Here is a 19,240-nt window from a genome sequence, read left to right as displayed (position 1 = left end):
GGAACCGCCGCGCTTACCTTGCGTCTATCGCCTGGCCAGCCCTTGCAAGGATCCGCTCATGCAGTCACGCCTGACCAAAGCCCTGCTCACCTTCATCGCTTGCGCCCTGGCGCTTGGCGCCTGCAGCCGTATCGACCTGGCCTACCGCAACCTCGACCGCCTTGTGCCGTGGTCGCTAGGCGACTACCTGGACATGAACCGCGAGCAGAAGAGCCTGCTCGACGAGCGGCTGAAAACCCACCTGGCCTGGCACTGCACCACGCAGTTGCCCGGCTACCTCGACTGGCTCGACCGCGTCCGCCAGATGGTGGCCGACAACGCCGTCACCGACCAGGCGCTGCAGCAGCGCACCGCAGAGGCCCGCGAGGCGATCGGCCGGGTTGCCGAACAGGTGACACCGTCGGCCACCGAATTGCTGCGCGGCATGAGCGACCGCCAGGTGGCAGAGATGCGCCAGGCGTTTCGTGACGACATTGCCCAGCGCCAGAAAGAGTACGTGGACACGCCGTTGCCCGAGCAGGTCGAAAAGCGTGCAACGCGCATGCAGAAACGCTTGCAGCCTTGGCTGGGCGAACTCACCGCGCAGCAGCGCCAGCGGGTCAAAAGCTGGTCCCAGGCCCTGGGCGACCAGAACAGCCAGTGGATCGCCAACCGCGCGCACTGGCAGCAGCAACTGGTTCTGGTGATGGACCAGCGCAGCAGCCCAAGCTTTGAGCCACGCCTTGCGCAGTTGCTGCAGCGCAAGGAAAGCCTGTGGACGCCGGCCTACAGGGCTGCCTTCCAGAACACCGAGCAACAGGCGCGCAGCCTGCTGGTGGACCTGATGAAACAGAGCACCCCGCAGCAGCGGGCGCTGCTTGAACAGCGGCTGAGCAAGGTGCGCACCGATTTCAGTGAGTTGAAATGCCTGAAGGTGGCCGGTTGAGGCACTCACTTGCGCAGGCCAAGGTAGTGATTATTCACCGCAGGTGCTGATGCAGGCTGGGGCAGATTGCGTATGCCGGTGCCCGGCAATTTCTTGTTCCCTACCGAGATCAGCGCATGAAAACCGACCTGCCCAATCTGGAGTACAACCTTTTCCAATCCGCATCGCTGGAGGCGCTTCTCAGCGACGTGAATGCCGACGGAAAAATTACCGTGACCGAATTCCAGTCGTTGCGTGACGACGCCGACAAACGCATGGAAAAACTGGTCGAGCTCTTCGGCAAGCGCAACAGCAACCTGACCGCTTACATGCACTCGGTGGATGTGACCATGCAGTTGCTGCAACTGGCGGTTGTGGATGCGAAAAAAGCCAAGCTCAGCGGCACCGGAGCGGCCATCGTTCGCGATGCGCTTGTCTCGCAACTCGAGTACCTCAAGGCCGGCGCCCAGATGGCCTTGAAAGTGCTCTGAGTCAAGCCAGAATGTGGCAGCGACGCCGCTGCCACACCTCAGCGCCCCTTGCGACGATACGGAAACACATCAATCACCTTCCCCGCGCGAATCGCCTCTTGCAGCCCCTGCCAGTAGCCGGCGTCGTACAGGTCGCCGTGCAAACGGCTGAACAAGCGCCGCTGGCCCATATCGGCGAACAGAAACGGCGGAAACTCTTCCGGGAACACATCGTGCGGGCCAATCGAATACCAAGGCTCGCCCGACATTTCGTCTTCGGGGTGGCGCGGCGGCGGAATGTGCCGGAAGTTAACCTCGGTCAGGTAGCTGATCTCGTCGTAGTCGTAGAACACCACACGGCCATGGCGGGTAACGCCGAAGTTCTTCAGCAGCATGTCGCCGGGGAAAATATTCGCCGCCGCCAGTTGCTTGATGGCCAGCCCATAGTCTTCCAGGGCCTCCAGCACCTGGGCTTCGCTGGCTTGCTCCAGGTACAGGTTGAGCGGGGTCATGCGCCGCTCGGTCCAACAGTGGCGGATCAGTACGGTATCGCCCTCAAGCACCACGGTGGAGGGCGCGACCTCCAGCAATTCAGCCAGGCACTCAGGCTCGAACTTGGCCAGCGGGAAGCGAAAATCGGCAAACTCCTGGGTATCGGCCATACGGCCCACTCTGTCGACGCTTTTCACCAGGCGGTATTTTTCGATCACCGTGGCACGGTTGACAGTCTTGGAGGGTGAAAAACGGTCCTTGATGACCTTGAACACGGTGTTGAAACCGGGCAGCGTGAACACGCTCATCACCATGCCCCGCACCCCTGCGGCCATGACAAAGCGGTCGTCGCTGTGGGCCAGGTGGTTGATCAGGGCGCGGTAGAACTCCGATTTTCCGTGCTTGTAAAAGCCAATAGAGGTGTACAGCTCGGCAATGTGCTTGCCGGGCAAAATGCGCTTGAGAAAATTGACGAACTCCGCCGGCACTGGCACATCGACCATGAAGTACGAGCGGGTGAAGGAGAAGATGATCGATACCTCGGCCTCATCGGTGATCAGCGTATCGGCGACGATGCCGTGCCCTTCGCGATGCACCAGCGCGATGACCAGCGGCCACTGTTCATCGGCGTTGTACAGCCGGCCCAGCAGGTAGGCGCCTTTGTTGCGGTACAGCACCGGGGTGAACAGTTCGGCGGTCAATGCCGGGTCTTTGCACACCCAGTCCGGCACGCTGTCGCGCAACTGCTGGAGTAACCGCGCCAGGTCAGCCTCAAGGTCAGCGAACGGCACGTTGAAGGCATGATCGGCGAAGATTGCGCGCAACAGGCTTTCGACCCCTGCTGGCTGGCTGTACCTGCGAGTCTGCGCAGCGCGCTGGTGGCTACGCTGCGGCGGGCGGGTGCTATGGATGAACATGCAGGTATCGCTGATCTGGTCGTGGCTGAACAGGCTGCAGAACAGCGAGTTGTACCAGGTTTCGGCCAGCTCATCGTCCAGGCGCGGGTCGATCAACTGGATGTAGGCATGCTTGACCTGCGGCCAGTGCTCTACCTCCATCAACCCCTGGGTAGCAAAGGCCTGGCGTAGCCAGCCGTTGACCTCGGTGACCTTTTCTTCGTACAGGGTTATCCGCGCCGCGGCGGCCTGCTGGATAGCCTGCCAGCGCGCCTGCTCGAAGCGTTCGCGGGCACCCAGGGTGATGCTGCGAAAGTGCTCGCGGTAGTCGTCGAAGCCATCGAGGATCATCCGCGCGATGTCGACGGCGGGCCAGGGCTGTGCCATGCGGGCGATCTCGCGCAGGGGTGAGCTAGAGAGATTAGTCGGCTGCGGCTTTTTCGGGGCCGGCGACGGCCAAATTGCGGTGGTTCTGCCTTCCGAGCAAGCCCGCCCCCACGCAGGCCGTGCTCAACCACTACATTGCTGGTTGAACCCAATCCTGTGAAAATTAACAGAGAGTTGTGGCGAGCGGGCTTGTCCCGCGTTGGGCTGCGCAGCAGCCCTGAGGATTACCCTTGGGTTTTCAGGGCTGCTGCGCAGCCCAACGCGGGACAAGCCCGCTCGCCACAAGGAGATATATCTGGCGAGAACTGGCTTGTACAAAAAACCAGAGGATCTCCCACCCACTGACGTAAACTCCTGCCCCTGCCCTACCGCCGGAGACCGCCGTGACGCCCATCGCCCTTGCCCGCCTGCTGACCCTTGCCGCTGTCTGGGGCGCGAGCTTTCTGTTCATGCGCATCATCGCCCCGGTGCTCGGCACCGTGCCGACGGCGTTCCTGCGCGTCTCCATCGCCTGCCTGGGGCTGGTGGCTATCGTCACGCTGGCGCGGGTGCGCTGGGACTTCCAGGGCAAACTCGGCGCCTGCCTGGTACTGGGCATGATCAACTCAGGCATACCCGCGACCTTCTACGCGGTAGCCGCCCAGGTACTGCCAGCGGGTTATTCGGCGATTTTCAACGCCACCACCCCGCTGATGGGCGTGCTGATCGGCGCGCTGTTCTTCCGCGAGGCCATGACGCTACCCAAACTCTGCGGCATCTTCCTCGGCCTGTTCGGCGTCGGCATCCTCAGCGGCGCCGGCCCCGTGGCGCTGGATTGGGCGCTTATGCAAGGCGCGCTGGCGTGCCTGGCGGCAACTACCTGCTACGGCTTTGCCGGTTACCTGGCCCGGCGCTGGGTCAGCGACCTGGACAGCCGTCTTTCAGCGCTCGGCAGCATGCTCGGCGCAACCCTGCTGCTGACCCCACTGTTTGCCTGGAGCGCTATCACCCAGCCTCCGGCCAGCTGGGGCGGTTGGCAGGTGTGGGGGTCGCTGCTAGGCCTGGGCCTTGTGTGCACAGCGTTCGCCTACATCCTGTATTTCCGCCTGCTCGGCGAAATCGGGCCGGTCAAAGCCACCACCGTGACCTTCCTGATCCCGGCGTTCGGCGTACTGTGGGGGGCATGGTTGCTGGATGAGCCACTGTCGATGGCGCACCTGTATGGCGGGCTGTTGATCGGGGTGGCGTTGTGGCTGGTGTTGCGCCCGGCCAAGCGCTGAGGGTACGCCGCCGGCATTACAAGGAGCAGCACGCTGCTCCTTTTCCATCAGATGCAAAGGTTGATCAGAACAACCAGCGATACAGCGCGTAAGCCACCAGCACCGCCAGCACTGGCCGCAGCACGCGGTAGGCCTTGGGGTTGGCGCGTTTGAAGGTTTTCACCCGCGCGCTGATGACGTTGCTGAAGCGCTTGCTCCAGGCATAGGCCTGGTTGATGCCGCCAACGCGCTCTTCGTCGGTGTTCTGCGGCGCAGTGGCACGGCCGAGGAAGGCGCTGACGCTGCGGTTGATGCGGGTCATCAGCGGGCTGTTGAGCGGGCGCTCGACGTCGCAGAACAAGATGACGCGAGTGACGTCGGTTTCGTTCTTGACCCAGTGCACGTAGGTCTCGTCGAACATCACATCCTCGCCATCGCGCCAGGCGTAGGGCTCACCGTCGACATAGATACGGCAGTTGTCGGAGTTCGGCGTGGACAGCCCCAAGTGATAGCGCAGGGAGCCGGCAAACGGGTCGCGGTGCGGGTTCAGGTGGCTGCCGCCAGGCAACAGGGCGAACATTGCGCCTTTTACGTTAGGGATGCGGCTGACCAGCTCGACGGTTTTCGGGCACAGCGCTTCGGCCGATGGCAGCGGTTTGTCGTACCACTTCAGGTAAAAGCGCTTCCAGCCCTTCTTGAAGAACGAACCAAAGCCTGCGTCGTTGTCTTTTTCGGCGGCGCGGATGTAACCCTCGTCGAACAGGCGCATGGCCTCCTCACGGATGGTCTGCCAGTTGTCCTTGAGCACATCGAGCTCCGGGAAGCGCTGGCGGTCGAGGTAGGGCTTGGACGGCACGCCGGAGAACAGGTACATCAATGCGTTGTACGGTGCGAACAGCGCCGAGTGGTTGACGAACTGGCGCAGCACCGGCAGGCGGGCCTTGCCGCGCAGGTGCACGTACAGCACGCTGGCGATGAACACCAGCAGGACACCCGCCTTGGCGACAAAGGAAAAGGTCATGCAACACTCCTTGGGAGGGGAAATCAGGCCATGCCCAGATAGCCGCACATCATAACCCCCTCCGGGGGAGCTGCAAGCCTGTCGCTGCAAGGGGCAAGCTGATCTGTATCAACACATGCGCCCTCTTGCAGCTTCAAGCGTGCGACTTGCCGCTTACTGCTGGTTTTCCTGCTCGCTGAACAAGTCGCTGAACAGCATGCTCGACAGGTAGCGCTCACCGGAGTCCGGCAGGATCACCACAATGGTCTTGCCCTGCATCTCGGGCTTTTCGGCCAGACGCACCGCGGCAGCCATGGCGGCACCGCAAGAAATACCGCAGAGAATCCCCTCCTCCTGCATCAGGCGGATGGCCATGGCCTTGGACTCTTCATCGGTCACCGTCTCGACGCGGTCGACAATCGACAGGTCGAGGTTTTTCGGCACAAAGCCTGCGCCGATGCCCTGGATCTTGTGCTTGCTCGGCTTGAGCTCTTCGCCGGCCAAGGTCTGGGTGATCAGCGGCGAGCTGACCGGCTCGACAGCCACCGACACGATCGGCTTGCCTTGGGTGTGCTTGATGTAACGCGAAATGCCCGTGATGGTGCCGCCGGTGCCGACGCCTGCGACCAGCACATCCACCGCGCCGTCGGTATCGTTCCAGATTTCCGGGCCCGTGGTCTTTTCGTGGATTGCCGGGTTGGCCGGGTTTTCAAACTGGCCCGGCAGGAAGTACTGGGCAGGGTCGGACGCGACAATTTCGTTGGCCTTGTCGATGGCGCCTTTCATGCCTTTGTCGGGGTCGGTGAGCACCAGTTCTGCGCCCAGGGCCTTGAGCACCTTGCGCCGCTCCAGGCTCATCGAGGCCGGCATGGTCAGCATCAGCTTGTAGCCACGGGCGGCGGCCACGAAGGCCAGGCCAATGCCGGTATTGCCCGAAGTAGGCTCGACGATGGTCATGCCAGGCTTGAGCTTGCCGCTGCTTTCGGCGTCCCAGACCATGTTCGCGCCAATCCGGCATTTGACCGAATAGCCCGGGTTGCGCCCTTCGATCTTGGCCAGGATGGTCACCCCACGCGGGGCGATGCGGTTGATCTGCACCAGCGGCGTGTTGCCGATGGAATGGGCGTTGTCTGCGTAGATACGGCTCATGGCAGGTCCTTGAGGGTCGAGTGAAGCAACTGAATGCAAAAGGGTAAGCCCGTAGCCGAGGGTGCGTAAAGCCCGTTCGAACTCGCGCGCGCTGCCTGCGGTCAACCGCCCATACCGACCTGGAGGACCGCTGATGAAAGCCCGCTACCGCTGGCCGCTGATCACCCTGGCCAGCTTGGCCGTACTGCTGGTGGCCTTGCACCTGGCCTTGCCGTACCTGGTGCGCGATTACCTCAACGACAAGCTGGCCGACATGGGCGAATACCGAGGCCAGGTGACCGATGTCGACCTGGCGTGGTGGCGCGGCGCCTATCAGATCAACGGCCTGAAGATCGTCAAAGTCAGCGGCAAAGTGCCAGTGCCGCTGCTCGATGCCCCAGTGATCGACCTGTCGGTGAGCTGGCATTCGCTGTGGTACGACCATGCCGTGGTCGGCACCGTGACCTTCGCCCACCCCGAGCTGAACTTCGTCGACGGCGGCAACCCGCAGAACTCGCAGACCGGCCGCGGCACCGACTGGCGCCAGCAACTGGAAAAACTGCTGCCCATCACCCTTGATGAGGTGCGCATCGACCAAGGCACGCTGACCTTCCGTAATTTCAACTCCAAGCCCCCGGTCCACCTCAAGGCCACCCAATTGCAGGCGAGTATTCGCAACCTGACCAACGTGCGCGACGAAAGCGGCCGGCGCGATGCCAGCTTCGATGCCACCGCCGTCTTGCTGGGTGACGCCAAGGTCGAGAGCCGCGCCACCTTTGACCCGTTCAGCGACTTTGACGACTTCCAGTTCCGGCTGCGGGCAACGGGCATCGAACTGCGCCGGCTCAATGACTTCGCCAGTGCCTACGGCAAGTTCGATTTCAATGCCGGCCACGGCGATGTGGTGATCGAGGCCGAAGCCGAGAAAGGCCAGCTCAATGGCTATATCAAGCCGCTGCTGCGCGATGTTGACGTGTTCAACTGGCAACAGGACGTCGAAAACAAGAACAAGGGCTTTTTCCGCTCGGTGTGGGAAGCGTTGGTCGGGGCCAGCGAAACCGTGCTGAAAAACCAGCGCAAGAACCAGTTCGCCACCCGCGTAGAGCTCAGCGGCAACGTGCACCAGCAAGATATCAGCGGTTTCGAGGCGTTCTTGCAGATCTTGCGCAACGGCTTTGTGCAGGCGTTCAACGCACGTTACGAACAGCCCAAGCCTGAATCCGACTAAACGCGCCTGTGACGGGCCATTCATGGACTGAATGGCCGGTCTGCGTTTTCAGCAAGCCGGAGGCAGGGTTATAGTCCCCGGCAATCAATGAACAGCCAAGCCCCGCGACAGGGCCCTGCAGAGGATCGCTCAATGAAGTTCGAAGGCACCCGCGACTACGTCGCCACAGACGACCTGAAACTGGCGGTCAACGCGGCCATCACCCTCGAGCGCCCACTGCTGGTCAAGGGCGAGCCGGGCACCGGCAAGACCATGCTTGCCGAGCAACTGGCAGCATCGTTTGGCGCGCGCCTGATTACCTGGCACATCAAGTCCACCACCAAGGCCCACCAGGGCCTGTACGAGTACGACGCGGTCAGCCGCCTGCGCGATTCGCAGCTGGGCGTGGACAAGGTTCACGACGTGCGCAACTACCTGAAAAAGGGCAAGTTGTGGGAAGCCTTCGAGGCCGATGAGCGGGTTATTCTGCTGATCGATGAAATCGACAAGGCCGACATCGAGTTCCCCAACGACCTGTTGCAGGAACTCGACAAGATGGAGTTCTACGTCTACGAAATCGACGAGACCATCAAGGCCAAGCAGCGCCCGATCATCATCATTACCTCCAACAACGAAAAGGAGCTGCCCGACGCCTTCCTGCGCCGCTGCTTCTTCCATTACATCGCGTTCCCGGACCGCGACACCCTGCAGCGCATCGTCGATGTGCACTACCCCAACATCAGCCAGTCGCTGGTCAGCGAGGCGCTGGATGTGTTCTTCGATGTGCGCAAGGTGCCGGGCCTGAAGAAAAAGCCCTCCACGTCCGAGCTGGTCGACTGGCTCAAGCTGCTGATGGCCGACAACATCGGCGAAGCGGTGCTGCGCGAGCGCGACCCGACCAAGGCCATCCCGCCGCTGGCCGGCGCCCTGGTGAAGAACGAGCAGGATGTGACGTTGCTGGAGCGCCTGGCGTTCATGAGCCGACGCGGCAACCGCTGACAGGAGCCGGGCATGCTGCTCAACCTTTTCAATGAAATGCGCGCAGCCAAGGTACCGGTATCGGTACGCGAGCTGCTCGACCTGCACCACGCCTTGCAAAAGCACGTGGTGTTCGCCGACATGGACGCGTTCTACTACCTGGCCCGCGCCATCCTGGTGAAGGACGAGCGCCACTTCGACAAGTTTGACCGCGCGTTTGCGGCGTACTTCAAGGGCCTGGAAAACCTCGACCGGCACATCGAGGCGCTGATCCCCGATGAATGGCTGCGCAAGGAGTTCGAGCGCTCACTGAGCGACGAGGACCGCGCGCAAATCCAGTCCCTGGGCGGGCTGGACAAGCTGATCGAAGCATTCAAGAAACGCCTCGAAGAGCAGAAAGAACGCCACGCGGGCGGCAACAAGTGGATCGGTACGGGCGGCACCAGCCCGTTCGGCTCTGGCGGCTTCAACCCCGAGGGCATTCGCGTCGGGGATGCCGGCGAACGCCAGGGCAAGGCGGTAAAAGTGTGGGACCAGCGCGAGTACAAAAACCTCGACGACCAGGTCGAACTGGGCACACGCAACATCAAGCTAGCCCTGCGCCGGCTGCGCAAGTTCGCCCGCCAGGGCGCGGCAGAAGAGCTGGACATCGACGGCACCATCGACCATACCGCCCGAGACGCGGGGCTATTGAACATCCAGATGCGCCCCGAGCGGCGCAACACAGTAAAACTGCTGTTGCTGTTCGACATCGGCGGTTCGATGGATGCCCATGTGAAGGTGTGCGAAGAACTGTTTTCGGCGTGCAAGACCGAGTTCAAGCACCTGGAGTACTACTACTTCCACAATTTCGTCTACGAGTCGGTGTGGAAGAACAACCTGCGCCGCACCTCAGAGCGTCTGGCGACCTTCGACCTGCTGCACAAGTACGGCGAGGACTACAAAGTGGTGTTTGTCGGCGATGCAGCCATGGCGCCGTATGAGATCACCCAGCCAGGCGGCAGTGTCGAGCACTGGAACGAAGAGGCGGGGTATGTATGGATGCAGCGCTTCATGGCCAAATTCAAGAAGATCATCTGGATTAACCCGTATCCGCGGCAGACATGGGACTACACCGCCTCGACGCATCTGGTGCGGGAGTTGATCGAGGACCGGATGTATCCGTTGACTTTGCAGGGGTTGGAGGATGGGATGAAGTATCTCTCTAAATAATCGAAAATCCATAACAAGAAATTGCAGCAACCCTATCGCCTCACCAAACGACCGTCTTCATTCACACGGAAAAAGTCGTTCGAATGAAGCGCTGCAGACTCCCCTCGGAGGAAACTCGAGCGCTGAACAACTACAGGCTTGTGCCACACAATATCAACTTCTTGACCGTCACGCCCCCATTCCCGGTCACCCCGCGCCATGTGGCTCAGCTCGGGGGAATGGAACTTATATGGGATGCGGTTAGTCGCTGATCTAAAACGAGGGAGCCTATCAAGATCTTGAGGGAAAATCCCAGTGGAAGATCGACGTCCGCTAGATATGGCATCAAGCAAATTTAGAGTGGCATGTTCAACAATACGGTTACTAGCGGCCGATGGAAAATTTATCGAATTACTAAGTAAATTACCCCCAACACTCGAAACATTCCTACGACTCGGATCTTGTATCACATTGAACACCTGCTCCACCATGCCGTGATGTAAATCACTGAAACGTGAAAAAAATGTAGGGGGGTCCAAAGAGCGGTGAGCATGGAGCAGCGTCTTTGGTGAAGTAAAAAACATCTCAATATTGCTTTTCATTACTGAAAAAAAGCTCGCCCCGGATGGATCCACATAACTGACCGGGTTATTTCCACAATAGCAGTAGGCGTTGAAACCGCCTTCTTTGAAAGGGCTGAGCCTATCGGGCGAGCAAAATCTCATCAGTGCCGGCTTATAGCAGCGATACCCATTTCCCAGCAGGTAACCGCCGAGCATTTCTCGCCATGGCGCCCCGGTGAAGTCAATCGTGAGCTTATCCGGCTCCAGGGGATCACCACCAAACGGGGTGTAGGCATAATGACGCCCCCCTGCTTCCAATACCGTATTGCTTCCATCCACCGCGAAGCAAAGTGTGGCGTCCGCTTGCTGCTCGCCCAAAGGGAAGGTGCCGGCCCAGACGATACGTTTTGCGCCGCTGCTCAATAATTCGAGTACGAACAAGCTCTCTTGATAGAAGAAATATGATTTCGTCATCAGGTTGTGCCCCGTCCAAATATTTCAGAGTTACCCCTAGCATTTTCGATTCACGCTTAGCTCGCTACTGACAAAATTACTAGTTTTACCGTGAGCACTCACCGAGATATTTCATCTTAAAGGTACGGGTTCAAGCTCGCATACCAGTCATCGATTGGGATATGTTGCCCGGCTCTCAATGCATTCAATCTTCTACTGAGGATTTTTTGTATGCCCAGGCCATTATTGTCTTTGAACCACGCGGCTTGGAGCAATAGCGGAACACCGTGACTCCCCAACTTATCGCTCAAACCGCTGGCAACAAGCGCCACAGCCGTGGCGTCGTGAATGGCCAGCCCGTGAAGCCGCGGCTCAGCAACGAAGCCCGCCCCATCTATAGCGCGGCGGGCAGCCTGGCTAACCACTTCCTCGAAGGCCAGACGGGTGGACTCTGTAAATACCTGGCGCGCTTGAGTGGGGTACTTATCCATCACAGCGCCTATAGAGCCAGTGGGTATTACTGCAACCACCCCCTCCACCTCCCCCCGTTTTAGCGCGCGTTTCAACTTATAGGGATCCAGGCTGGTGTCAACGCCAAAATCTTTAAACGGCATACGTTTCCGGGCATTGAAAACTGTCCTTCCTGCCTTCGAATTGATCGCGTGGGCTAATCTGGAGGGCAGGAAGAAATGGCCCGAAGGGTCAACATTATTGATGGGATCACCAGCACAGTAAGCATACGTATTCAGCCCTCCGCGCCCGAACGGACTCATCCGGTCCGCCGTCATGAATCTCATCAGGATAGGGTTGAACGGTCTTCTGCCATTACCCAGCAGATAGCCCTGAAACGCGGCTTGCCAAAGCTCGCCATTGAATGCCAGGCAATAGTTCTCGGGTGGGGAGTCTGATAAGCCGTATGGGCTGTAAGCTAGGCGCATTGATAGACCCTGTTTTCAGTAAGCCCCATGCGAACTATCAAGCGAGACCGTTGGTATGAAGCCATGCCTGCGCCGCTGCGGCCAGGCCTGTTTTCCTGGCTAATGGTGACTAGCGCGCGAACGTCTGCCAACTGGCAAACTTATCAGGTAACGGGATTCAGCCGAGCAAGTCCGCACGTCAGTTATCTGCAAGCCTGTACCGGCCTCATCGCAGGCTGGCGCCAGCTCCCACAGGGTCTGAGCCAGGCATCGCTATTACGGGCCGGCGCAGTATTTGTGGGAGCTGGCGCCAGCCTGCGATGAGGCCTCCACAAGCTTGCACAAAACCATGCAGCCGAAGCGGGCTTGCTCGGAATGCCGAACCACCGCGATGGATGGCACCGGCTAAGCCGGTATCGCGGGGCAAGCCCGCTCCCACGGTGCCCAGTTCTCTGCGCGACAGCGCAGTCCGGAAGGGCTGGGTGATCTCCCACAGGATCTGAGCCAGACATCTGTATCACGGGCTGGCGCAGTATTTGTGGGAAGCGAATGCATGAAGGTCGCTTCACTCACGAATGAGTGGCACCATACGCTCGATCTGACCAACCATCGGGTCAGCTGGATGCAACGCTCCCCGCTTCATCAAATAGTTTCGTCGCCCGCTTGCGATTCCACGGAACAACGTGATTGCAAGCTGCATTTTATTCATAGCGACTTCTGCCAGTTGTGCTCTGCCAAACTGTTCGTGAAGGGCTATTTGCCGGCTGTGGGAATGAACATTGTCCTCAAGAAAGCGTGCATCCGCTGCTAGCAACCCTACTGAAACACCGGCATCTCGCGGAGGGCTTATGGACGCCAACGCATTTTCAGTCGCATCCATGAGTAGACCCCGGCGTGGGGATGCTGAGGTTGCATTTATGTAGGTCCTCACTTGCTCATTAGGGAGCAGCCGAATAGACAGCGAAGGACCGGGACCATTAATTTCACGACTCATTAGCTGGCTTGGAATTGGCCGAGCCCGGTAGGGTAACTGCACAGGCCTCCCAATACGCCCGCTGGGATCGACGTGATTAAGCGGATCGCCAAGACAGTAGACATAACAGTTGATACCTCCGGCATTAAAGGGGCTCAAGTGATCCGGACTTTGGAACCGCATCAATATCGGGCTATATGCTCGATGGCCAAGACCCAGCAGATAACATCCGCTAATGGGATCAAGAAGCTGCCCGGTAAACCCTAGAAATACTGACTCATTTATGGCTGCTGCATACCCGTAGGCTGAGTACGAGCGAACACGCGGTTTTTTCCGAGTGTTTGGAGAGGCATCCATCACATTCGTACCTGGCAGCTGTTAGAGCTGCCAGCATAGAAGGCTGAACTTTGCCGGTCCACTGACAAAAATTCCAGGTAATGGGTTTAGCGCCAGCTCTCTTTCACAGCCTTGCGCCGCCCGCCCAGCACCACCCAGCCAACCACCAGCAACAGGCTCTCGACCACGAACGCCAGCACAAAGCCCGCGCCGATGCCCCAACCAATGGCCTCGGGCACCAGCAGAATCTGGTAGCTGTAACCCTTGAGCGTCTCTTCGCGCAGCGCAGGCTCCGGTTGCACCAGCACATGCCAGGTGCGGCTAACCCACGAGCCCTGCAGTGCTTGCCATTCGTTCTCCAGCAGTTGGTTGCGGATCAGCAGGCTGTCGATGCTGTTGGCATCGCTGTTGAACACCGGGTCATCGCTGCTGCGGTAATGGCGCACCAGCGCCTGCAGGTCGCCGCCGAAGAAGCGCTGGGCCGTCTGCCGGAAGCCATCCAGGGCCTGGCGCGATTCAAGCAGGTGCGCCTCGACCCGCTGGCTGTAGTCGTTGACCAGCCCAGGCACCTGAATACCGGCCAGCAGGCCGAAGGTGAACAACAGCAACCGCAGGTAACTTCTGAACATTCAGCGTCCTTGGCTTTGCCCGTGGGCGGTGCACTCGCCGTGCCGCCACAGGGCCCATTGACCCGGCTCGTAGCGGTTCCAGGTCTCGTTTTCGGTCAAGGCCTCGGTGGCGATCACCGTGACCACGTCGTTGGGGGTGGTTTGCGTGTGAAAATCGACGATCAGGTCGACATCTTTCAAGCGTGCAGCGCCAAACGGGGCGCGCCGGGTAATGTGCACAAGTTTTGTCGAGCAGAAGCAGAACAGCCAGTCACCGTCGCTGAGCAGGCAGTTGAATACGCCTTTGCTGCGGTACTCGCTGCAGGCCTCGACCAGCACCGGTAGCAACTGCTCGATTTCAACAGGCTCCGGAAAGGCCTCGCGGATACGGTTGAGCAGGTCGCAGAATGCCGCTTCGCTGTCGGTGTCGCCCACCGGCCGGTAGAAGGTGCGCAGGCCACTGAAGTCGCCGAGCTGGCCGTTGTGCGCAAAGCACCAGTTGCGGCCCCACAGTTCGCGCACGAACGGGTGGGTGTTGGACAGGCACACGCGGCCGACGTTGGCCTGGCGGATATGGCCAATGACGACTTCGCTTTTGATCGGGTAGCGCTGCACCAGGTTGGCCACCTCCGACTCGCTGCTGGCAGCCGGGTCCTGGAACAGCCGCAGGCCGCGCCCTTCGTAGAAGCCGATGCCCCAGCCGTCTCGGTGCGGCCCGGTGCGGCCGCCGCGCTGCATCAGGCCGGTGAAGCTGAAGACGATATCGGTGGGGACGTTGGCACTCATGCCCAGCAGTTCGCACATGCTCGCAGCTCCTGGCCTACAGACGGGGTTCGACGCGGCCCTGGCCAGCGCCGATGGGGCGCGCTGGGGCGGCGGGTGGGTCCTGGCGGTAACGGTCATGGCTATCGGCTGCCACCTCGACCATCACTTCGTCGTCTTCCTTGGCCTGGCGCTGGGCAGCGGCCTCACGCTGGGCACGGCGCTCGCGGGCGCGCCTTTCAAGTGGCCAGCGGATCAGCACGAAGACAATGTACAACGCGAAGGCGAACATGCCGTACATGGCCAGGTCAGACGCTGCGCGCAGGGCGTTGTTGCCGACTTTGAAGGCGACATCCAGCACGGTGATGGCAATGGCCGGGGCGAAGCTGTCCTTGACCGGGTCGACGATGGTCGGGGTCAGCAGCAGCACGGCGACGATCACCCGCAGCGGCTCGCGCAGCCAGCGCCACATCCAGCCGGTGAACTTGAAAGCCACCAGCAGGCAGCCCAGGGCGGCAACGGCGTAAACGCCCCAGGCCAACAGATAGTCGTGTTCGGTCATGGTGTGGGTGCAAGCCAGGTAAAGAGACGCCTATGATAAACACTTTTACCGCCACAGGCGCCCCCATCCCCATTCGCGGGCTGTGCCGGCCTTAATCAAGAGACCCAGAATGCAGATCAAGCCCCCCGTCGCTCGCAAGGATCAGGCCGCCGACCCCTACGCCTGGCTGCAACAGCGCGACACCCCCGAAGTGCTGGCCTACCTGGAGCAGGAAAACGCCTATCAGCAAGCGTGCCTGGCCGAACAGGCCGAGCTTCGCGAGCAGCTGTTCGACGAGATAAGAAGCCGCATCCTCGAAACCGACCTGTCCCTGCCCTCGCCGTGGGGGCCCTACCTTTACTACACCCGCACCACCGCCGGTGACGAGTACCCGCGCCACTATCGCTGCCCGCGCCCGGCTGACGACAGCAACACCGTGGACCCGGCCGGCGAAGAGCTGCTGCTCGACCCCAATGAATTGGCCGATGGGGGTTTTCTATCGCTCGGCGCGTTCAGCATCAGCCCCGATCACCGCCTGCTGGCCTATAGCCTGGACAGCAGCGGCGATGAAATCTACACGTTGTACGTCAAGGACCTGGCCAGCGGCGCGTTGACCACCCTGCCCTTCGACGACTGCGACGGCAGCATGACCTGGGCCAACGACAGCCAGACGCTGTTCTTCGCCGAACTTGACGATACCCACCGCCCGTGGCGCCTGCGCCGGCACACCCTGGGCGCAGCCGATGCCGCCACGGTGTTCGAAGAGCCCGACGGGCGCTTCTTCCTGCACTGCTACCGCACCAGCTCCGAGCGCCAACTGGTGCTGCTGCTCAACAGCAAGACCACCAGCGAAGCCTGGGTGCTGGACGCCAGCACCCCACACGCCGACTTCACCTGCCTGGCGCAGCGCAGCGAAGGCCACGAATACTTCCCCGACCACGGCCAGCTTGACGGCCAGTGGCGCTGGTTCATCCGCAGCAACCAGCACGGCATCAACTTTGCCCTGTTCCACGCCGGCGCAGACGCCGTACCGGCCCGTGACGACTGGCAGGTGCTGGTACCGCACCGCGACGCCGTGATGCTTGAAGGCCTGAGCCTGAACGCCTCGGCGCTGTCGCTGAGCCTGCGCGAGGGCGGCTTGCCGATCATCGAGGTGCACCCGCAGGGCCTGGCGGCCTACCGCGTTGAGCTGCCGGATGCGGCCTACAGCCTGTACGTGCAGGACAGCCTGGAATTTGCCAGCCCACGCATTCGCCTGCGCTACGAGGCGCTCAACCGCCCCGCCCAGGTGCGCCAGCTGGACCTCGCGAGCGGCGCCCAGCAAGTGCTCAAGCAGACCCCGGTGCTGGGCGCGTTCGACGCCGACGACTATGTCAGCGAACGGCTCTGGGCGCAGGCCCAGGATGGCACGCAGGTGCCTATCAGCCTGGTGCGCCGCCGCGCCGACCAAGGCAAGTGCGTGCCGCTGTACCTGTATGGCTACGGTGCCTACGGCGAGAGCCTCGACCCGTGGTTTTCCCACGCCCGCCTGAGCTTGCTGGAGCGCGGCGTGGCCTTTGCCATCGCCCACGTGCGCGGCGGCGGTGAGCTGGGCGAAGCCTGGTACCGCGCCGGCAAACAGGAACACAAGCACAACAGTTTCGGCGACTTCATTGCCTGCGCCGAGCACCTGATCGGTATCGGTGTAACCGGTTCCGAACGCCTGGCCATCAGTGGTGGCAGTGCCGGTGGCTTGTTGATGGGCGCGGTGCTGAACCTGCGCCCGGAGCTGTTCCGCTGTGCCATCGCCGAGGTGCCGTTCGTCGATGTGCTGAACACCATGCTCGACCCGGAGCTGCCACTGACCGTCACCGAATACGACGAGTGGGGCAACCCCGAGGAGCCGGAGGTCTATGCGCGCATCAAGGCCTACGCCCCGTACGAGAACGTCAAGGCGCAGCCCTACCCGGCCATGTTGGTGATCGCCGGCTACAACGACAGCCGCGTGCAGTACTGGGAGGCAGCCAAGTGGGTAGCGCGCCTGCGCACGCTGAAAACCGACCACAACCTGCTGCTGCTCAAGACCGAGATGGGCGCCGGCCACGGCGGCATGAGCGGGCGCTACCAAGGGCTGCGGGATGTGGCGCTGGAGTACGCTTTCGTGCTGAATGAACTGGGCGTTGTGTAAAACACGGTTTTTGCTGTCATAGGGTTTGCGGCACTGCAACGACGCGTGCCGCTTGACCTTGGCGACAGACATCAAGAAGAACAACCTATGCCTGAGCAGTCCCACCTGAACGCCGAAATCCGCGACATGCTCATGGATTGCGGCCTGTTCGACACCCTCCAGCCCGGCGACTTCCAGACTGCCGCCGGCTACTTCAGCCTGAGCACCATCGCGCAAGATCAGACCATCTTCAGCGAAGGCGATGCCGGCACCTTCATGTGCATCCTGCACCGCGGCGTGGTGTCGGTGCGCAAGACCGATGGCCACGGCGCGCTGGCCGAGATCGCCACGCTGCGCAATGGCCGGGCCTTCGGCGAGATGGCTGTACTCGACGGCGAGCGGCGTTCGGCCACCTGCGTTGCGGCCAGCGAATGCCAACTACTGACCTTGGGCAAGGACTCGCTGGACAAAATGCTCAACGATGCTCCGCGTATCGCCGCACGGATTATCCGCGCCTTGGCGGTAACGCTGTCGCGACGCCTGCGCATGCAGGACGGCCAGCGCCTGGCTTAATCGTCTTTGGCCGGCGGTTTGGCTGGCGCTGGCTGCAGCCCAGGCAAGGGTTGGTCTTTGGGTGGCCCGGGCTGAGGGATGGGCGGCAGCAACGGCGCGCCGGGCTGGCCGGCTGCGGCCTTGGGCGGGTTAGTTGGGGTGATCTGCGGGTATGGCGTAGGCGTTGCGGTACCCGGCGCACCCGGTGGCGGGGTCAGCGGCCCGGCAGCCAGTAGAACAAGCAGCATCGCAGGTAACATCTGCCATCTCCTGATCAATGAACATCGCCTGGGCGATTCTGTTTTGTACAACCCTGTCATGGCCTCATCGCAGGCTCGCGCCAGCTCCCACAGGAATCTGAGCCAGACGTCAGTCTCGCGGCTCACGCGGTCACTGTGGGAGCTGGCGCCAGCCTGCGATGAGGCCGGAACAGGCCATACATAAAGGTGCCCGCAAAACTTGTCTTGTACAGGCTATGCCGAATCCGACGTTTTTGCCTGTCCGTCTCCGCCGCTGGCGCGCTAGACTCAACGCCATAACCGTCATCCGCCTGAAATAAAATAAAGGTCACACCATGAGCTCCACCTCCTCTGCCACTGCCCGCCTCGACCGCATTCTTGCCGACGCCAAGCGCGACAAGGAAATGGGCTACCGCGACAAGGCGCTGAAGATGTACCCGCACGTCTGTGGCCGTTGCGCCCGTGAGTTTGCCGGCAAGCGCCTGTCGGAGCTGACCGTGCACCACCGCGACCACAACCACGACAACAACCCGCAGGACGGCTCCAACTGGGAGCTATTGTGCCTGTACTGCCACGATAACGAGCATTCGCGCTACACCGACCAGCAGTACTTTGGCGAAGGTTCGCTGAGCACGCCGAAGACCGCCGTGGCCACCCACAACCCCTTTGCAGGGCTGGGCGCGTTGCTGAAGAAGGACTGACGGTCGCCGCCAGGGTCGGCAAGCCCGTATAATCGCGCTCTTTTTTGCGAAGGGCCCCGACTCGTGGCGAACAAACGGTATAGCTGCATCGGCCTGTTCAACCCCAAATCCGCTGAAAACGTCGGCTCCGTCATGCGCGCCGCGGGCTGCTATGGGGTCAATTCGGTGTTCTACACCGGCAAGCGCTATGAGCGCGCCCGTGACTTCGTCACCGACACCAAGCGGGTGCACTACGATATCCCGCTGATCGGCATCGATGATCTGCAGCGCATCATTCCGCTTGGCTGCACACCGGTTGCGGTCGAACTTGTGGACGGCGCCCGGCCGCTGCCTGAGTACACCCACCCGGACCGCGCCCTCTACATCTTCGGGCCTGAAGATGGCTCGCTGAGTGAAGAAGTGCGGGCCTGGTGCGAAGAAACCATCTATATCCCGACCCAAGGCTGCATGAACCTCGCCGCGACAGTGAATGTGGTGCTGTACGACCGTCTGGCCAAGGGGCTCAATACCCGCTCGGGGCCGAAATTCAAGTAACCGAGGCACCGCCTGGCAGCGATA

At 61.2% G+C, this 19,240-nt stretch carries 20 protein-coding genes and 1 pseudogene; 10 read left to right on the top strand and 11 right to left on the bottom strand.

Features of this window, described 5'->3' with window-relative positions:
• Positions 1 to 58: 58 nt before the first annotated feature.
• Both HU719_RS18980 and HU719_RS18975 read left to right on the top strand, forming a co-directional pair.
• On the top strand, positions 59 to 925 hold the full coding sequence (locus HU719_RS18980; protein ID WP_186536981.1) for a DUF6279 family lipoprotein: 867 nt from the start codon (positions 59 to 61) through the stop codon (positions 923 to 925).
• A gap of 116 nt (positions 926 to 1,041) precedes the next feature.
• The gene (locus HU719_RS18975; RefSeq protein ID WP_186536982.1) at positions 1,042 to 1,395 is read left to right on the top strand and encodes a hypothetical protein; all 354 of its coding nucleotides are present in this window, start codon (positions 1,042 to 1,044) and stop codon (positions 1,393 to 1,395) included.
• 38 nt (positions 1,396 to 1,433) lie between these two features.
• On the opposite strand, the gene aceK is transcribed toward HU719_RS18975, so the two are convergent.
• The gene (gene aceK / locus HU719_RS18970) at positions 1,434 to 3,149 is read right to left on the bottom strand and encodes a bifunctional isocitrate dehydrogenase kinase/phosphatase (RefSeq protein ID WP_186536983.1); all 1,716 of its coding nucleotides are present in this window, start codon (positions 3,147 to 3,149) and stop codon (positions 1,434 to 1,436) included.
• Positions 3,150 to 3,532: 383 nt separating this feature from the next.
• Here aceK and HU719_RS18965 point away from each other — a divergent pair, with 383 nt between their 5' ends.
• Entirely contained in the window at positions 3,533 to 4,408 is an 876-nt protein-coding gene (locus tag HU719_RS18965; protein WP_186521080.1) for an EamA family transporter, read from the top strand.
• Between the two features lie 64 nt (positions 4,409 to 4,472).
• On the opposite strand, the gene HU719_RS18960 is transcribed toward HU719_RS18965, so the two are convergent.
• Together HU719_RS18960 and cysK are read right to left on the bottom strand one after the other, a co-directional pair.
• On the bottom strand, positions 4,473 to 5,408 hold the full coding sequence (locus HU719_RS18960) for an aspartyl/asparaginyl beta-hydroxylase domain-containing protein (protein ID WP_186521079.1): 936 nt from the start codon (positions 5,406 to 5,408) through the stop codon (positions 4,473 to 4,475).
• A gap of 153 nt (positions 5,409 to 5,561) precedes the next feature.
• On the bottom strand, positions 5,562 to 6,536 hold the full coding sequence (gene cysK / locus HU719_RS18955; protein WP_186536767.1) for a cysteine synthase A: 975 nt from the start codon (positions 6,534 to 6,536) through the stop codon (positions 5,562 to 5,564).
• A gap of 133 nt (positions 6,537 to 6,669) precedes the next feature.
• Here cysK and HU719_RS18950 point away from each other — a divergent pair, with 133 nt between their 5' ends.
• From HU719_RS18950 to HU719_RS18940, 3 genes are all read left to right on the top strand, one after another.
• The gene (locus tag HU719_RS18950) at positions 6,670 to 7,743 is read left to right on the top strand and encodes a DUF748 domain-containing protein (protein ID WP_186521077.1); all 1,074 of its coding nucleotides are present in this window, start codon (positions 6,670 to 6,672) and stop codon (positions 7,741 to 7,743) included.
• A gap of 132 nt (positions 7,744 to 7,875) precedes the next feature.
• Positions 7,876 to 8,721, top strand: a complete 846-nt coding sequence (locus HU719_RS18945; protein WP_186521076.1) for an AAA family ATPase — start codon at positions 7,876 to 7,878, stop codon at positions 8,719 to 8,721.
• Positions 8,722 to 8,733: 12 nt separating this feature from the next.
• Positions 8,734 to 9,912, top strand: coding sequence for a vWA domain-containing protein (locus tag HU719_RS18940; protein ID WP_186536768.1), 1,179 nt, complete (start codon positions 8,734 to 8,736; stop codon positions 9,910 to 9,912).
• 32 nt (positions 9,913 to 9,944) lie between these two features.
• Here the strand turns inward: HU719_RS18940 and HU719_RS18935 are convergent, their stop codons facing one another.
• From HU719_RS18935 to HU719_RS18910, 7 genes and pseudogenes are all read right to left on the bottom strand, one after another.
• Positions 9,945 to 10,928, bottom strand: coding sequence for an RHS repeat-associated core domain-containing protein (locus HU719_RS18935; protein WP_186536769.1), 984 nt, complete (start codon positions 10,926 to 10,928; stop codon positions 9,945 to 9,947).
• A gap of 116 nt (positions 10,929 to 11,044) precedes the next feature.
• Positions 11,045 to 11,845: an RHS repeat-associated core domain-containing protein gene (locus HU719_RS18930; RefSeq protein ID WP_186536770.1), complete on the bottom strand. Its 801-nt coding sequence runs from the start codon at positions 11,843 to 11,845 to the stop codon at positions 11,045 to 11,047.
• A 544-nt stretch (positions 11,846 to 12,389) separates the two neighbouring features.
• Positions 12,390 to 12,704, bottom strand: a complete 315-nt coding sequence (locus HU719_RS23650; protein WP_225917336.1) for a hypothetical protein — start codon at positions 12,702 to 12,704, stop codon at positions 12,390 to 12,392.
• 231 nt (positions 12,705 to 12,935) lie between these two features.
• Positions 12,936 to 13,154: pseudogene (locus tag HU719_RS23645) on the bottom strand (RHS repeat-associated core domain-containing protein); the annotation flags it as partial.
• Between the two features lie 86 nt (positions 13,155 to 13,240).
• Positions 13,241 to 13,762, bottom strand: coding sequence for a DUF2937 family protein (locus tag HU719_RS18920; RefSeq protein ID WP_186536772.1), 522 nt, complete (start codon positions 13,760 to 13,762; stop codon positions 13,241 to 13,243).
• The gene (locus HU719_RS18915; protein WP_186521070.1) at positions 13,763 to 14,545 is read right to left on the bottom strand and encodes a class II glutamine amidotransferase; all 783 of its coding nucleotides are present in this window, start codon (positions 14,543 to 14,545) and stop codon (positions 13,763 to 13,765) included.
• Between the two features lie 16 nt (positions 14,546 to 14,561).
• A complete protein-coding gene (locus tag HU719_RS18910) occupies positions 14,562 to 15,065 on the bottom strand; it encodes an MFS transporter (protein ID WP_186536773.1) in 504 nt (167 codons plus the stop codon).
• Between the two features lie 109 nt (positions 15,066 to 15,174).
• Here HU719_RS18910 and HU719_RS18905 point away from each other — a divergent pair, with 109 nt between their 5' ends.
• Entirely contained in the window at positions 15,175 to 17,211 is a 2,037-nt protein-coding gene (locus tag HU719_RS18905; protein ID WP_186536774.1) for a S9 family peptidase, read from the top strand.
• Between the two features lie 87 nt (positions 17,212 to 17,298).
• Positions 17,299 to 17,763 carry a cyclic nucleotide-binding domain-containing protein gene (locus tag HU719_RS18900; protein ID WP_186521067.1) on the top strand — a complete coding sequence of 155 codons (465 nt, stop codon included), beginning with the start codon at positions 17,299 to 17,301 and terminating at the stop codon, positions 17,761 to 17,763.
• On the opposite strand, the gene HU719_RS18895 is transcribed toward HU719_RS18900, so the two are convergent.
• On the bottom strand, positions 17,760 to 18,002 hold the full coding sequence (locus HU719_RS18895; RefSeq protein ID WP_186521066.1) for a hypothetical protein: 243 nt from the start codon (positions 18,000 to 18,002) through the stop codon (positions 17,760 to 17,762). The genes HU719_RS18900 and HU719_RS18895 overlap by 4 nt on opposite strands.
• Positions 18,003 to 18,316: 314 nt before the next feature.
• Here HU719_RS18895 and HU719_RS18890 point away from each other — a divergent pair, with 314 nt between their 5' ends.
• Complete coding sequence (locus HU719_RS18890) at positions 18,317 to 18,682, top strand: YajD family HNH nuclease (protein ID WP_186521065.1); 366 nt, start codon at positions 18,317 to 18,319, stop codon at positions 18,680 to 18,682.
• A 63-nt stretch (positions 18,683 to 18,745) separates the two neighbouring features.
• Positions 18,746 to 19,216, top strand: coding sequence for a TrmH family RNA methyltransferase (locus HU719_RS18885; RefSeq protein WP_186521064.1), 471 nt, complete (start codon positions 18,746 to 18,748; stop codon positions 19,214 to 19,216).
• The last annotated feature ends 24 nt before the right edge of the window (positions 19,217 to 19,240 follow it).

The organism is Pseudomonas farsensis (assembly GCF_014268805.2).
Classification (GTDB): Bacteria; Pseudomonadota; Gammaproteobacteria; order Pseudomonadales; family Pseudomonadaceae; genus Aquipseudomonas; species Aquipseudomonas farsensis.
Note: the sequence above shows the minus strand (reverse complement) of the source record. Positions and strands in the feature narration are given on the sequence as shown.

Bases quoted from the DNA above. Each gene is read 5' to 3' on its own strand.
- HU719_RS18980 (WP_186536981.1), top strand. From the start codon at position 59: ATGCAGTCACGCCTGACCAAAGCCCTGCTCACCTTCATCGCTTGCGCC.
- HU719_RS18975 (WP_186536982.1), top strand. From the start codon at position 1,042: ATGAAAACCGACCTGCCCAATCTGGAGTACAACCTTTTCCAATCCGCA.
- aceK (WP_186536983.1), bottom strand. From the start codon at position 3,149: ATGGCACAGCCCTGGCCCGCCGTCGACATCGCGCGGATGATCCTCGAT.
- HU719_RS18960 (WP_186521079.1), bottom strand. From the start codon at position 5,408: ATGACCTTTTCCTTTGTCGCCAAGGCGGGTGTCCTGCTGGTGTTCATC.
- cysK (WP_186536767.1), bottom strand. From the start codon at position 6,536: ATGAGCCGTATCTACGCAGACAACGCCCATTCCATCGGCAACACGCCG.
- HU719_RS18950 (WP_186521077.1), top strand. From the start codon at position 6,670: ATGAAAGCCCGCTACCGCTGGCCGCTGATCACCCTGGCCAGCTTGGCC.
- HU719_RS18945 (WP_186521076.1), top strand. From the start codon at position 7,876: ATGAAGTTCGAAGGCACCCGCGACTACGTCGCCACAGACGACCTGAAA.
- HU719_RS18940 (WP_186536768.1), top strand. From the start codon at position 8,734: ATGCTGCTCAACCTTTTCAATGAAATGCGCGCAGCCAAGGTACCGGTA.
- HU719_RS18935 (WP_186536769.1), bottom strand. From the start codon at position 10,928: ATGACGAAATCATATTTCTTCTATCAAGAGAGCTTGTTCGTACTCGAA.
- HU719_RS18930 (WP_186536770.1), bottom strand. From the start codon at position 11,845: ATGCGCCTAGCTTACAGCCCATACGGCTTATCAGACTCCCCACCCGAG.
- HU719_RS23650 (WP_225917336.1), bottom strand. From the start codon at position 12,704: ATGGATGCGACTGAAAATGCGTTGGCGTCCATAAGCCCTCCGCGAGAT.
- HU719_RS18920 (WP_186536772.1), bottom strand. From the start codon at position 13,762: ATGTTCAGAAGTTACCTGCGGTTGCTGTTGTTCACCTTCGGCCTGCTG.
- HU719_RS18915 (WP_186521070.1), bottom strand. From the start codon at position 14,545: ATGTGCGAACTGCTGGGCATGAGTGCCAACGTCCCCACCGATATCGTC.
- HU719_RS18910 (WP_186536773.1), bottom strand. From the start codon at position 15,065: ATGACCGAACACGACTATCTGTTGGCCTGGGGCGTTTACGCCGTTGCC.
- HU719_RS18905 (WP_186536774.1), top strand. From the start codon at position 15,175: ATGCAGATCAAGCCCCCCGTCGCTCGCAAGGATCAGGCCGCCGACCCC.
- HU719_RS18900 (WP_186521067.1), top strand. From the start codon at position 17,299: ATGCCTGAGCAGTCCCACCTGAACGCCGAAATCCGCGACATGCTCATG.
- HU719_RS18895 (WP_186521066.1), bottom strand. From the start codon at position 18,002: ATGTTACCTGCGATGCTGCTTGTTCTACTGGCTGCCGGGCCGCTGACC.
- HU719_RS18890 (WP_186521065.1), top strand. From the start codon at position 18,317: ATGAGCTCCACCTCCTCTGCCACTGCCCGCCTCGACCGCATTCTTGCC.